Genomic DNA, 13,534 nt, shown 5'->3' with positions numbered 1-13,534 from the left:
TCATAATGAATATTTCTGGGAATTACAAAGGAAATATTCGATTTTGCTCTATTCCCTTGTTATTTGTGACAATAGATTTACAGGATATTGAATGAATATATTTCACGATAGGAAAGGGAAAAGGAGTTAGAACAGGTTTAAAGGGGGTTAATAGTTGAAAGTTCCGGTATAGTTTGTTAGAAATAAGGGAGAGTTTGCTTTTTCATATATTTGACAAATTGTCACAATATAATCATTTACAGGTTAATTTTGCCGCTATATAATGACAAGGGCACGCATATTACAAAATTTAGACAAATTTCATTCACATATTAGGCAATTTCTATGTTTAAATATATATAGGTAAAATATTGGAAAACGCATGCTTGGCGGTTTGGCCGAAATGGAATTTTCATAGATATGTTGGAATTTATTATTGATTGGGGGGATCATCCGTGGAATCGAAAGCAGCTGCACACACCTCATTTGAAAACCAAGAAGGCCTGAAAACGGAGAAGGAAACGGGGAACACTCTTTTGAAGGACTTTTTGGTATTAATTAAGATTGGAATTGTCAATTCCAATGTTATAACTGCATTTACAGGTATTTGGCTGGGATTATATTTCACTGATCAGCATTTTTTTGCTAATTTGGATATTGTTTTGCTTGGAGTTGTCGGCATCGCGCTTATTATCGGCGGGTCAGGATGCTTGAACAATTATATTGACCGGGATATTGACCTTTATATGGAGCGGACGAAGAAACGTCCAACGGTAACTGGCAAAGTTAATCCGTTAAAGGTTCTTTATACAGGGCTGGCTATGGTACTAATTGGTACGCTCATGCTATTGGCCGCATCACCGACAGCAGCATTGCTTGGATTGTTTGGAGTTTTTGCTTACGTAGTGATGTACACAATCTGGACGAAGAGAAAAATTGTATCGAATACGGTTGTCGGAAGCATATCAGGAGCAATGCCTCCGTTAATTGGCTGGGCAGTCGTCGATCCATCACTTCATCCAGTAGCCTGGGGGCTGTTTTTGCTGATGTTTGTCTGGCAGCCGCCGCATTTTTATGCACTGGCAATGAAACGGACGGAGGAATATCGGGCTGCAGCCATCCCAATGCTTCCAGTTGTGAAAGGATTCCATACAACGAAGGTCCATATGCTCGTTTGGGTGGTGTTATTGCTGCCAATTCCTGTTTTATTGGCGCCTATCGGCATGCCGATTGTCGTACTGGTTACTTTGCTGAACATCGGCTGGCTTCTATTAAGTATCAAGGGGTTGTCCTTTAAGAAGAAATTCACGAAGGAAGAAGATTTGAAGTGGGCTAGCAAGATGTTCATTTATTCCTTGAATTATTTAACGATATCATTCGTTACAATGGTTATCATTTCATTGATTAACCTTTTTTGAACAACGGGGGTTCTTTCTTTAAGAAATTCATTATATAAATGGTCCTTTGGAAAGAAGAAATTTTTCACGAAAGAGGGGTAGATCATTGCTATGAAAAAATGGCGAATTGCTTCCTTGATTGCAGTGTTCACGCTAATCTTATCAGGATGCGGGCAACCGTATTTGTCAGCGCTGAACCCTGCAGGCGAGGTAGCGAAGAAGCAATATGACTTAATGCTTTTAAGTACATCCATCATGGTTTTAGTCATCATAGTTGTCGTAATTTTGTTTGTTCTCGCACTTTTAAAGTTTCGTCGCAAGAAAGGGGACAACTCTATTCCGAAGCAGATTGAAGGCAATCATAAGCTGGAGATCCTTTGGACAGTCATCCCAATCGTATTATTGATCATATTGGCTGTTCCGACTATTTACTATACGTTTTATTTCTCAGACGTATCAGCAAAGGACGGAAAGGACGCCGATGGGAATCCTACTGCAGTACAAATTAATGTAAGGGCCAGTTTATATTGGTGGGAGTTTGAATACCCAAATGACGGCTTCATCACAGGGCAGGAGCTTGTCGTGCCGACTGATGAAAAGGTTTACTTTAATCTAAAGGCATCTGATGTTAAGCACTCCTTCTGGATTCCTTCAGCAGGCGGAAAGCTTGATACGAACACAGATAATGTGAACGAATTCTGGCTTGAGTTTAATGAGGGGAAAAGTGAAGAGGCTGGAAGGACGTTCTATGGAAAATGTGCTGAACTATGCGGACCTTCGCATGCTTTGATGGACTTCAAGGTAAAAGCATTGCCAAGGGATGAGTATGATGCATGGGTTGCGGAAATGAAAGAAACGAAGCAATCTGAAGTGGAATTGACAGATGCCACAGCAAAAGAGGGACAGGAGATTTTCAACAAGAGCTGTATTGGCTGCCATGCCATTGACTCCAACGACCAAAGGCCGGAACAGGCCAGACTTGCCCCGAGCTTAGCTAACTTTGCTGATCGTGCACTCGTTGCAGGATATCTCGAGAATAATGAGGAAAACGTAAAGAAATGGTTAGAGGATCCTGAGTCAGTTAAAGAAGGTAACAGAATGACAGATACATACGGAAAACTGACCGATGAGCAGATTAACGCGCTAACAAAATACTTGGGAACCTTATCCGTTGAAGATTAAGAGATTCTAAGGTTGCAAAGGGGAGGTTTATCAGTGAGTACTCTTACTCAGAAAAAAGGGGTTCTTGGGACGATTTGGGATTACCTGACAACGGTTGACCATAAAAAAATCGCCAAGTTATATTTAATCGCCGGAGGATTTTTCTTCCTCATAGGCGGTCTTGAAGCAATGTTTATCAGGATTCAGCTTGCAAAGCCTGAGAATGATTTTATCAGCGGCGGAACATTTAATGAAATTATTACGATGCATGGAACCACCATGATCTTCCTTGCTGCCATGCCGCTGTTATTGGGCTTTATGAATGCCATCATGCCGCTCCAAATCGGGGCGCGTGACGTCGCATTTCCATTCTTGAATTCCTTGGGCTTTTGGCTGTTCTTCTTCGGCGGGATTTTCTTGAATCTCAGCTGGTTTATGGGAGGAGCGCCGGATGCGGGCTGGACATCTTATGCGTCCTTATCTCTTGAATCGGAGGGCCATGGGATTGATTTCTATGTACTTGGTCTTCAAATATCAGGTATGGGAACGTTAATCGGGGGTATTAACTTCTTAGTGACCATTATCAATATGCGTGCCCCTGGAATGACATTTATGCGCATGCCGTTGTTCACTTGGACGACTTTCGTGGCATCAGCGCTTATTCTTTTCGCGTTTCCTCCGTTAACGGTAGGATTAACATTGATGATGTTTGACCGCATGTTCGGTTCGAACTTCTTCGTCACTGCTATGGGCGGTAACACGATTATCTGGGAGCATTTATTCTGGATATTTGGACACCCGGAAGTATATATTCTTATATTGCCGGCTTTCGGAATCTTCTCAGAAATTATTCCGACGTTCTCTCGGAAAAGATTGTTTGGTTATTCATCCATGGTATTCGCGACGATTTTGATTGGTTTCCTTGGCTTCATGGTTTGGGCCCACCATATGTTCACAGTAGGTCTTGGACCAGTAGCTAATGCAATCTTTGCGGTTGCCACAATGGCTATCGCTGTACCGACCGGTATTAAAATCTTTAACTGGCTGTTTACGATGTGGGGCGGTCAGATTACGTTCACGACTCCAATGCTTTATGCAGTGGCCTTCATACCTTCCTTTGTAATGGGCGGTGTAACGGGAATCATGAATGCGGCAGCACCTGCAGATTACCAATATCATGACAGTTATTTCGTCGTTGCTCACTTCCATTATGTTATCGTTGGTGGAGTTGTGCTGGCGCTGCTTGCAGGTACACATTTCTATTGGCCGAAAATGTTTGGAACGATGTTGAATGAATTCTGGGGAAAAGTAACCTTCTGGCTATTCTTAATTGGTTTCCATCTGACATTCTTTATCCAGCATTTCCTCGGACTGCTTGGTATGCCGAGACGTGTGTTCACTTATCTGAATGATCAAGGCTGGGATAATGCCAACCTGATATCTACGATAGGGGCATTCTTAATGGCTGTAGCGGTCATTATCCTATTGATTAATATTGTCATGACTTCAATCAAAAATGTTAGAGTCGGTAACGACCCATGGCACGATGGTCGTACATTGGAATGGGCTATTCCATCACCGCCGCCTGAGCATAACTTTGACAGGACACCACTTGTAAGAGGTTATGATACATGGTGGATTGAGAAGATGGAAGGACGAAAAACATTGACACCGGCTGAACCGCTTGGAGATATCCATATGCCTAGCGGGTCTATTCTGCCAATCTTTATCTCACTTGGTTTATTCATTGCCGCATTTGGTGCGTTGTACAATGCGACAGATAAAGAGTGGACTGTACCGGTTATGATTATTGGTTTACTGATTACCTTTATAGCCATGCTGGTTCGTGCGATCAAGGATGATCCTGGCTATCATATTCATAAAGAAGACCTAATCGCTTCCGAGCATAATGACAATAAGGGGGTTGATCTATAATGGCAGTGCAGCAAAAATTCACTCCTGAAACATGGCCATCCCACCCGGAGCGATTCACTGAAGAAGGAAAGCATAAGTTTCTCGGGTTCTGGCTGTTTATTGCAGCTGAAACGGTCCTTTTTGCATCCTTGTTTGCGACCTATCTTGCTTTGAAGGACAGTGTACCGGCTAATAAAGAAATGGCACTTGCCTCTGATATTTATGGATTGGAGCTTGCTTTTATTGCAACCATGCTCCTTTTGACAAGTTCCTTGACCAGTGTGTATGCCATGTACCATATGAAGAATTTCGACTTTAAGCAAATGCAGTTCTGGTTATTTGTGACCGTCGTGCTTGGATTGGCCTTCCTTGGTCTTGAAATTTATGAGTTCAATCATTATGTTCATGAGTTCAATCATACATTTACGAGCTCTGCATTTGGCTCTGCCTTCTATACATTAGTTGGCTTCCACGGAGCCCACGTAACGTTTGGTCTCTTATGGATTATTACATTAATGCTGAGACACTCGAAGCGCGGCCTTAATTTAAATAATGCACCTAAATTCTATATAGCAAGCCTTTATTGGCATTTCATCGACGTTGTTTGGGTGTTCATTTTCACGGTTGTTTACTTAATGGGAATGGTGGGGTGATAGTAGATGGAAAATCATACAAATACTCATCTTAGTAAAGAAGCCCTGAAATATAGACGCAAAAAACATGCGGAAGATATGAAGCAACAGGTCATTACCTTCGTGATGATGATCCTGCTGACAGTGATTGCCTTCTTTGCGGTTGGATATGACGGTTATTCTAAATGGTTTGTAAAGCCGTTCATCCTTCTCTTGGCAATCATACAAGTCATCTTTCAGTTGTATTACTTCATGCATATGAGTCAAAAGGGGCATGGAACGATTGCTACTTTCCTATATACAGGTTTAATAATCGGTCTTTCTGCTGTTGTTGCTTTTGTTCTCATTGTATGGATCTAAAGAATGGGGAATCGGCTTAACGCTATCGTTAGGCCGATTTTTTTAGAAGGCTCTGTTAAACCATTGATTTGTATTACGGTACTCCTTTTGCGCTTCCTTGAGATTAGCTTAATCGATGCGTACCGTTTAACAGAGTCTTTTAAAATAGGAATCTGTCATTTCTGCCGCGAGCATAATTAATCATGATGTCAGAAAGAGGTGGGATTTGAAATGGATATACGAATATTTGGATTTGAGGCTTTGTGGAGCCCGTATCTGTTAGTCAGTACATTGGTGATCATCCTTGCGTATTTTTATGTGACATACATCAAATCAAGGGAGAGTTTCAAGAAAAAGGAAGGTTTTTATTTTACTAGTGCAATGATCCTTTTTTATATCATTAAAGGGTCTCCGGTTGATTTGCTTGGCCATTTATCATTCTCGGTCCATATGGTGCAAATGGCTTTCTTGTTCTTGGTTATTCCGCCGATTCTTCTTCTTGGGATTCCAGAATGGATCTACAGGAAGTTTGTCTTTAAGAAATGGTTTATTGCGATTTCAAATCCATTGTTTACGCTGATTTTCTTTAATGGAATCTTCTCCTTTTACCATGTTCCATCTATTTTTGACGTGGTTAAGGTTGATATGGTGCTGCATACCTTATTTACTGGGATATTATTTCTGTCCTCCTTATTCATGTGGTGGCATCTCGTTAATAAGGTAGAGGGCAGCGTCCGTCTGTCAGGCTTGAAGAAAATAGGCTATATCTTTGCCAATGGCATCTTAATTACACCGGCATGTGCCTTGATTATTTTTTCGAAGGTACCCATGTATGATACGTACGCAGACCCTGCTGTATGGGCAGAGGCATTGAAGCTTTGTGTGCCGGCTGGAACGCTGTCAGGCTTGAATTTAAGCGGTCCTGAAATGTTCATTTCTATGCCTGTATTAGAGGATCAGCAAACAGGCGGAGTAATCATGAAAATCATTCAGGAGATTGTTTATGGGATTATCCTGGCTACAACTTTCTTCACCTGGTTCAGAGAGGATACGAAAAAGAGCAATGATGCAACAGAGCAATATTTAGAGGCTAACCCTCATGTCAGACATTTGTAAGTTGTTTCAATATGATGAACATTTTTAATGTTCATTGAGAAATAGGTGAATATATTTTAAACTTAAGTAGTTAATAGAAATGCTAGAAACGAGGTTCAAGATTATGAGCAGTTCCATTCCTGTTTTGCCGACGATCAGCACTGCCTGTATTGTTATTAGTGCCATCTTAGTTGGCTTTGGTGTTTGGCAGATTAAAAAGAAAAATCGAGAAACACATGAAAAATTAATGTTTTGGGCTGCGGTCTTTGCAGTTGTGTTTTTTGTCATCTATGCAAGCAGAACAATCTTCATTGGAAACACAGCGTTTGGCGGACCAGACTCCCTGAAGATTTATTATACGATTTTCTTGATTATGCATATCACGTTTGCGACCATCGGAGCCGTGCTCGGCATTATGTCTTTGTATTACGGCTATAAGAAAAATTTCGTTAAGCATAGAACAATTGGACCGATAGCGAGTGCCATTTGGATACCAAATGCATTTGCAGGCGTGGCTGTATACTTGCTGCTCTATGTCATCTACAGCGGCGGGGAAACAACGAGCGTGTTCAAAGCCATTCTTGGGTTATAAATTTAGCATATGAAAAAAGGGCTGTCTCATAGTAATTAGAGACGGCCCTTTTTATTGAATATGCGGAGGTGTGACCATGAATGATCAGAGAACGGAGCATTTGGTGTTTATTCCATGCTCAATAGCAATGGCAAGGTCACTTTTGTTGCATGCAGAGGCTTTAAGGAAGAATGCTCCTGTCTATATTCCAGATTGTTTTCCTACCAGTCAGGCAAAGGCAACGCTGCCTTATGTAATTGAAGGACTTGAGCAGGAACGGGAACCATTGTCCTGGCTGTGGTTCGTGATAGATGTTGAGAAAAAAAGCCTAATAGGCGAGTTGATCCTTGGGAAGAAAAAGTCTGATGATACAACCGTTCAATTTACCTTTACCTTTGATACATTTGACCATGAAATCGCTTTTGGAGAGGAATGCGTCGATTGGCTGCTCTCTTTTTTGGCGAATAAGAAAATCATTTATGTAATCACTGAAATGAGGGAGGGGGCCTGTACGGCGCAATCGATGCTGGAGCAGAAGGGGTTTCATTGCTTTAATAAAAGTGGTTATATGCAGTTTATTAGAAAAATAAATGAAAAATAGCCTCCGGATACTAAGAACTATCCAAAGGCCTGCAGTCATTTATTCGAATACTTCAACGAATACATTGAGCTCAGCTTTAACAGCAGCCAAGGTTGTTTCGCATTGTTTCTGGAGTGATTCAGGGAAATACTCATTCTCACCATATTCGACACCATGAGGGTAATAATGTTTCCCAAGTACAGGCGTCAATAATTGAATAGTCGCACGGTGGGCGCCTACATCTCCTTCTACGGCATAGCCGAATACACGGAGATAATATGTACCATCCTTGATTTCGAACTTTTTATCATAGGATACACGTTCATAATCCCATTGTTCAGCACGAACAAGTCCATTTTCAAGCATCACCTCATCAAGACGATTGAGGTCAACTTGGTATTTTTCTAAACCGGTATTTTCAAATTTCATTTCTCCATTCCTCCTATCCTGTAAACGAGCCAAAAGATAAACAAGTTTTGGAAATTCTCATTTTTAATAATAGTATGAATTTGGCATAACTGCAAACAATTGTTTATATTTCTCTCTGTTTCGTCAGAAATAATATTCTTCCTTGTGTGTTTTTTTCTTTTTCATGACTGTTTAGCCATTCTTTCTTTAACTCGATGCCGTGTCCTAAGGTTAATGTGAACGGACTATCTTTTTTTTTCCTGTAGCTTTCAGAAGTGTAATCGTATATTTTAGATAGAAGATAATGTTATACTAATAGCGATATATAGTAATAAATGTTAGGAGGGCTACCTCTGAAAGCTCTTTTTAGAATATTGATTAGCTTGATTTTCATTTTGGCCGGAACCCTGTATTTCTCCATCCAGAAGGAGGAACCGGATGATCAGGCATTAATCGAGGATAATTCCGTTAACCAAGAGGACCAACAAGAAAAAAAGAAAGAATCGATAGAAAGTTTTACTGATGAAGATACCAATCCAAAGCAAGGACTTTCAACGTGGATAGGGAGGACGGGGGAAGATTTGATTGAGGATATAGGAGAGCCGGATCGTGTCGATTTATCTGCCTATGGGTATGAATGGTGGGTTTATAATGAATCACTCAGCAGCTATGTGCAATTCGGGGTAGATGAAGATAATAAGATTGTCACGCTTTTCAGTTCAGCAGAAGAAGTGAATCTCTACCCGTTTTATATAGGTCAGGAAGTGGATAGCCTTTATAAGAAGCTGAATATGAGCAGCTTTGTGGAGGTTGAATACAGCGGCACAACCTATCGCTTTGAATTATCTGAAGAAGACCTGCATTATCGTCCTCTTGTGAAATTAGGGGATATTTATGCACAGGTGTATTTGGATAAATTCTTGGGGGAAATATCCGGCGTTAGATATTTGGATAAAGAAACGCTCGTTCTTCACCGTCCATATGAATTGACCTATCGGGGCAAGCTGCACGAGGCACCTGAACCGAGTGAGAATGAGTGGAGGCAGATTGAGTCTGGCAGTGAAGCCCAAGTGCTGGATTTGACTAATATTATTCGTGTACGTGCGGGTCTGTCACCTTTAGATTCGGATAAAGGGGCCGCTGAAGTAGCCTATTTGCATAGTGAGGATATGATGGAAAATGATTATTTCTCTCATGAATCCTTAGATGGAAGTACATTAGCCGACCGGCTGAAGGATGGTGATGTCTCCTACACGACAGCTGGCGAAAATATAGCAGCCAACTATTCGGATGCTGTTGCTGCCGTTGAGGGATGGCTTAACAGCAAGGGGCATCGTGAAAATATCCTGAATAAGGATTATACGCAACTAGGCGTGGGTGTCTATCATAAATATTATACACAGAATTTTATCGGCATTCGTTGATGAATGAATAGAGCTTATAAGGGATTTCCTTGTAAGCTCTATTTTTAGTTATCGAGCAGGAACGAGCAGGGGAGATACACACATTGGCACATCACAACATATACTGTGGCATAGGCGAATGTCTTGTGATGAGGTGAGGGAAATGGATGACTCTAAGCTGCATCCTTCCGTGAGGGAATTCAAACAATTTTTAAAGGATAACCCCAAAATAGTCAAAGATGTGAGGCTTGGCAAAAAGACATGGCAGGATCTTTATGAGGACTGGTCCTTGCTTGGGGAAAAGGATGAGCGATGGACAGAATATATGGATGATGATGTCAAAGCGCCAAAAGCTGTTGAGGAGAGCCCGCCAAAAGGAGAGAAGGTTGAATTGATATCGCAGCTGTTTAGCCAGTTGAAGAATATGGACCCTGATCAAATACAAAAGCAAATATCGAATATCAGCCAAGCGCTAGGGGCCATTCAAGGTGTTATTTCCCAGTTTCAATCCTCTCCAGGGAAGAATGAGCAGCCTTCATCCGCACCGGTAAGCAAGAATCCATTCAGTTTTCGTCAAGACTAAAAGAAGGGGTGAGTACCTCTGAGGCAGGATGTGTATGAACAGATTCAAGGAAACGAGGATTTGCAGAATTTTTTGAGACAGCAGCCGATGTGGTATAAACGATTGTCCAGGAATCCTCAGGATTTAGCCGTCTTTGAAACGGAGGCAAAATATTTTTTTAAGAAATCTATCCCAGACCGAGTCTTGCAGCTGTCGAACAGCGTTCAAATGGCCTCCATGATGGTTTCAATGTTCCAGTCCATGTCTATGAACAGCGGTTCTTGAACCGCCTATCTCAGCAGTTGAAGGGAGGACATCCCTCGCTGCTTTTTTTTATTTGCCCGCTAATCTTTCTGCAAGTGGGACAGAGGCTGGAACGATATGTCAGGAAGATTCGCATCTGTCATAAATACATGTTAAAATAAGGCGGGAGGTGAGTATTTTATGCTTGCAACTATTGAAACCGTAGAAATAATGGATCATGCGGAAAGACTAGCACAGGAAATTATCCAGTCAGAGGTTGGACTTCATTACTTAGACAGCCTCAAGAAGATGAGACTGGATCAGGCTGCACAAGAAAAAATACGAACCTTCAATTCCATGAAGGATTCCTATGAAGAGGTTCAGCGTTTTGGAAGATATCATCCGGATTACAGAACGGTGACGAAGGCCATTCGCGAGGCAAAAAGAGAAATGGATTTACATCCATCCATTATAGAATATAAACAAGCTGAGAATCATTTGCAGCAATTGCTTGATGAGGTTAGTGTGCTGATCGGGCATTCTGTATCTCCGCATATTAAGGTGCCGACGGGCAATCCTTTCTTCGAGTCTTCCTGTGGAGGAGGCTGCGGAAGCGGCGGCAGCTGCGGCTGCTCATAACGTCTATCTTACGGCGGAAAAAGGCAATCCTGATTTTAGACAGGATTGCCTTTTTCTATGATGGGGGGAGAAGGCGGATGCAATCGATGCATCCATTTCCGCAGCAAAACATTTTCCGCTGCGGGACAAGAAATCGATGCTTGAAGACATAGAGGGATGCTTCATTGCGAACGAACTGGGTTTTAGAATGAAGCTGTTTCCCCTTCATGACCCTTCCTGCGCAAAGAGAGATTGTTCTTTCAAGCTCACTTCTGGATACTTGATCGTTCTTGGTGGTAATATATAGAAATGGAATGCCTGCGTAGGTCATTCGCTTTGCTTCTAAGATGGAAGCAGATTGTTCGAGACTGGTGAGAAAGCTGAGCCAAATGACGTCAAGGTCCATGATTGTCATCCTTTCCCCTAAACAATTTGTAAGTATTGATACCCATTTTAAACTTGTGGTACACTTAACATAAATGGCAGCTTAAAGGGGAATGAATATGTTTGTAGAAAGACAAAGCCTGGTAGTATGGCTGCATAGTTTAAAACAGGTGAAAACGCTGCGTAAAATTGGGAACCTCCATTATGTTTCGCGCAAATTAAAATATGCTGTATTATATGTAAATATGGACGATATTGAGGCAGTCTCGCAGAAATTATCCTCTTATTCGTTTGTCAAACGGGTGGATCTTTCGCAGAAGCCGTTCATTAAGACTGAGTTTGAAAGCAAGAAGCATGAAAAAGAGAAAGATGAATATAAGATAGGCATATAAAGAAACCGGACAAGTCTTGTCCGGTTCTTTTGTTATTGCAATGGCGGCAGGTAGCGGTTCATTCTTAAAATACCGATTAAGTATTGATAATAAAGCTCCCGGTCGGCAAATGTATCGGAATGGCGTACCTCCATATGTATAACGGTCTTGCTTTGCTCTTTGGCGGCCTGCTCAAATAACTCATATCGCTTGGTGAGTTTCCCTTCAAGCACGGGAATGCCTTCCCGGCAAATATATAAAGGAATGAAATCGCCAAAAGAGGATTTCTTCAGAATAAGCACAAAGGACATGCTTTTTTTGCCTGTAGAAGATACGGCCTCTAAGCATAAGAAGTAATTAGTCCTGTATGCATTTGACTTGGCGAGCTCGAGCAGCTCATACAGGTCTGAAAAGCCTTGTCCCAGCTCAATAAAACGTTGATTCATTATTAAACCTCCTCCTCGGATTCCTACACCAACAGTGTACCATAAAAAAAGCCCTGCGAATCGGAATTCGCAGGGTCCTTCTATATTCCTCCAAGCGTTGGAGGGCAGAAGGCAAAGGGAGAGGAGAAACCGGAGGAAGAACTTATGGGGAAACGTAAGTCTTCTCCGCGGTTGGCAACAACATCAGTTAGAGATGCTGTTACTAACAGTATGACCATAAAAATCAGGGCTATTCATGGATAGCGTAAATTTCCCCATCTGAATTGTGAAAGCGGGAAATTTTGTGGTAGGATATTTGAGAAGTTGAATATTGAAGAAATTTGGTGACAAAATCATGAGAGTCATTTCAGGTGTATGCAAAGGAAGGCCGTTAAAGGCTGTCCCAGGCATGACAACGAGACCTACGACAGATAAAGTGAAGGAATCATTATTTAATATTATAGGCCCTTACTTTGAAGGCGGAGAAGTGCTGGATTTATTCTCAGGCAGCGGTTCACTAGGTCTGGAAGCTTTGAGCAGAGGGATGGAGAAAGGGATCTTTGTAGAGAAAGACCCGAAAGCCCTGCAGGTAATCAAAGCCAATATCCAAGCCTGCCGAATGGAAGAGGAATCAGAGGTGCTTAGAAGCGATGCGCTCCGTTCTGTAAAGACGCTTGGTGCGAGGGGGATTCAATTCAGTTTGATTTTAATGGACCCTCCATACAAAGTGGCTAATACGATTCCGGCCATCCTGAACGAAATTGAGGAAAATCATCTATTAACGAAGGATGGATTGATTATATGTGAGCATGGTGAGGAGCTGGACCTGCCTGAGGAGGTCGGTGTTTTCGTTAAATACCGCCAAGAGAGGTACGGAATTACGGCTATTTCATTTTATCGACATCAGGATGAAGCATAGAAGAGAGAATGTTGCGGGGAGGGAAATAGGTTGAAAAAAATTGCGATATGTCCGGGGAGCTTTGATCCGATTACATACGGTCATTTGGATATCATTCAGCGAGGCGCAAAGATCTTTGATGAAGTCTATGTAGGAGTACTGCATAATTCGGCTAAAAAGTCGCTGTTTACTTTAGAAGAGAGAGTAAGGTTGATTGAAGAGGCGGCGGCACATATCCCCAATGTGAAAGTGGAAAGTTTTCAGGGATTGACGGTTGATTATGCTAAGAGCAAAAATGCATGTGCGATGATAAGGGGACTGAGGGCTGTAACGGATTTCGAATATGAAATGCAAATTACCTCCATGAATCGTGTATTAAATGAGGATGTCGAGACGTTCTTCATCATGACCAATAATCAGTACTCCTTCCTAAGCTCTTCTATCGTTAAAGAAGTAGCGAAATACGGCGGAGATATAACGGAGCTTGTGCCGGAGCCGGTACAACTAGCGCTGTCCAGGAAAATGCAGGCTTGACTTAATTAATAAAAGAAGGA

At 41.8% G+C, this 13,534-nt stretch carries 18 protein-coding genes; 15 read left to right on the top strand and 3 right to left on the bottom strand.

Annotation, left to right across the window (positions count from 1 at the left end):
- Positions 1-434 precede the first annotated feature (434 nt).
- The 8 genes from cyoE to AC622_RS13490 all read left to right on the top strand — a co-directional run bounded on the left by cyoE (position 435) and on the right by AC622_RS13490 (position 7,689).
- Complete coding sequence (gene cyoE, locus AC622_RS13525) at positions 435-1,397, top strand: heme o synthase (RefSeq protein WP_442853807.1); 963 nt, start codon at positions 435-437, stop codon at positions 1,395-1,397.
- A 90-nt stretch (positions 1,398-1,487) separates the two neighbouring features.
- Entirely contained in the window at positions 1,488-2,558 is a 1,071-nt protein-coding gene (gene coxB, locus AC622_RS13520; protein WP_049671539.1) for a cytochrome c oxidase subunit II, read from the top strand.
- A gap of 33 nt (positions 2,559-2,591) precedes the next feature.
- Positions 2,592-4,472, top strand: a complete 1,881-nt coding sequence (ctaD, locus tag AC622_RS13515) for a cytochrome c oxidase subunit I (protein WP_049671538.1) — start codon at positions 2,592-2,594, stop codon at positions 4,470-4,472.
- Entirely contained in the window at positions 4,472-5,104 is a 633-nt protein-coding gene (locus tag AC622_RS13510; RefSeq protein WP_049671537.1) for a cytochrome (ubi)quinol oxidase subunit III, read from the top strand. The genes ctaD and AC622_RS13510 overlap by 1 nt, the downstream gene beginning before the upstream one ends.
- Before the next feature lie 6 nt (positions 5,105-5,110).
- Entirely contained in the window at positions 5,111-5,443 is a 333-nt protein-coding gene (gene ctaF, locus AC622_RS13505; RefSeq protein WP_049671536.1) for a cytochrome c oxidase subunit IVB, read from the top strand.
- Between the two features lie 210 nt (positions 5,444-5,653).
- Positions 5,654-6,538 carry a cytochrome c oxidase assembly factor CtaG gene (ctaG, locus tag AC622_RS13500; RefSeq protein ID WP_049671535.1) on the top strand — a complete coding sequence of 295 codons (885 nt, stop codon included), beginning with the start codon at positions 5,654-5,656 and terminating at the stop codon, positions 6,536-6,538.
- A gap of 103 nt (positions 6,539-6,641) precedes the next feature.
- A complete protein-coding gene (locus AC622_RS13495; RefSeq protein ID WP_049671534.1) occupies positions 6,642-7,109 on the top strand; it encodes a DUF420 domain-containing protein in 468 nt (155 codons plus the stop codon).
- A gap of 76 nt (positions 7,110-7,185) precedes the next feature.
- Positions 7,186-7,689, top strand: a complete 504-nt coding sequence (locus AC622_RS13490; protein WP_049671533.1) for a hypothetical protein — start codon at positions 7,186-7,188, stop codon at positions 7,687-7,689.
- A gap of 39 nt (positions 7,690-7,728) precedes the next feature.
- On the opposite strand, the gene AC622_RS13485 is transcribed toward AC622_RS13490, so the two are convergent.
- Complete coding sequence (locus tag AC622_RS13485; protein ID WP_049671532.1) at positions 7,729-8,097, bottom strand: YugN family protein; 369 nt, start codon at positions 8,095-8,097, stop codon at positions 7,729-7,731.
- Between the two features lie 362 nt (positions 8,098-8,459).
- Here AC622_RS13485 and AC622_RS13480 point away from each other — a divergent pair, with 362 nt between their 5' ends.
- The 4 genes from AC622_RS13480 (at position 8,460) to AC622_RS13465 (ending at position 10,923) form a co-directional block, all read left to right on the top strand.
- Positions 8,460-9,500: a CAP domain-containing protein gene (locus AC622_RS13480; protein ID WP_231589532.1), complete on the top strand. Its 1,041-nt coding sequence runs from the start codon at positions 8,460-8,462 to the stop codon at positions 9,498-9,500.
- A 142-nt stretch (positions 9,501-9,642) separates the two neighbouring features.
- Complete coding sequence (locus AC622_RS13475) at positions 9,643-10,062, top strand: YlbD family protein (protein WP_049671531.1); 420 nt, start codon at positions 9,643-9,645, stop codon at positions 10,060-10,062.
- Between the two features lie 60 nt (positions 10,063-10,122).
- On the top strand, positions 10,123-10,326 hold the full coding sequence (locus tag AC622_RS13470) for a YlbE-like family protein (RefSeq protein ID WP_439803417.1): 204 nt from the start codon (positions 10,123-10,125) through the stop codon (positions 10,324-10,326).
- A gap of 159 nt (positions 10,327-10,485) precedes the next feature.
- Positions 10,486-10,923 (top strand): YlbF family regulator, encoded by a 438-nt coding sequence (locus AC622_RS13465; protein ID WP_049671529.1) that lies wholly within the window; start codon positions 10,486-10,488, stop codon positions 10,921-10,923.
- Positions 10,924-10,978: 55 nt separating this feature from the next.
- On the opposite strand, the gene AC622_RS13460 is transcribed toward AC622_RS13465, so the two are convergent.
- Positions 10,979-11,317 (bottom strand): hypothetical protein, encoded by a 339-nt coding sequence (locus tag AC622_RS13460; RefSeq protein ID WP_231589531.1) that lies wholly within the window; start codon positions 11,315-11,317, stop codon positions 10,979-10,981.
- Between the two features lie 88 nt (positions 11,318-11,405).
- On the opposite strand from AC622_RS13460, the gene AC622_RS13455 reads away from it, so the two are divergent.
- Positions 11,406-11,678 (top strand): YlbG family protein, encoded by a 273-nt coding sequence (locus tag AC622_RS13455; RefSeq protein WP_049671528.1) that lies wholly within the window; start codon positions 11,406-11,408, stop codon positions 11,676-11,678.
- Positions 11,679-11,710: 32 nt separating this feature from the next.
- Here the strand turns inward: AC622_RS13455 and AC622_RS13450 are convergent, their stop codons facing one another.
- Positions 11,711-12,103, bottom strand: a complete 393-nt coding sequence (locus AC622_RS13450) for a DUF7147 family protein (protein WP_049671527.1) — start codon at positions 12,101-12,103, stop codon at positions 11,711-11,713.
- Between the two features lie 334 nt (positions 12,104-12,437).
- On the opposite strand from AC622_RS13450, the gene rsmD reads away from it, so the two are divergent.
- Together rsmD and coaD are read left to right on the top strand one after the other, a co-directional pair.
- Positions 12,438-13,001, top strand: a complete 564-nt coding sequence (gene rsmD, locus AC622_RS13445) for a 16S rRNA (guanine(966)-N(2))-methyltransferase RsmD (RefSeq protein ID WP_049672966.1) — start codon at positions 12,438-12,440, stop codon at positions 12,999-13,001.
- Between the two features lie 30 nt (positions 13,002-13,031).
- The gene (gene coaD, locus AC622_RS13440) at positions 13,032-13,514 is read left to right on the top strand and encodes a pantetheine-phosphate adenylyltransferase (RefSeq protein WP_049671526.1); all 483 of its coding nucleotides are present in this window, start codon (positions 13,032-13,034) and stop codon (positions 13,512-13,514) included.
- The last annotated feature ends 20 nt before the right edge of the window (positions 13,515-13,534 follow it).

Origin of the sequence: Bacillus sp. FJAT-27916, from assembly GCF_001183965.1 — a bacterium.
In the GTDB taxonomy this organism is placed as follows: Bacteria; Bacillota; Bacilli; order Bacillales; family Pradoshiaceae; genus Pradoshia.
This window is presented reverse-complemented; position numbering and strand designations above follow the sequence as displayed.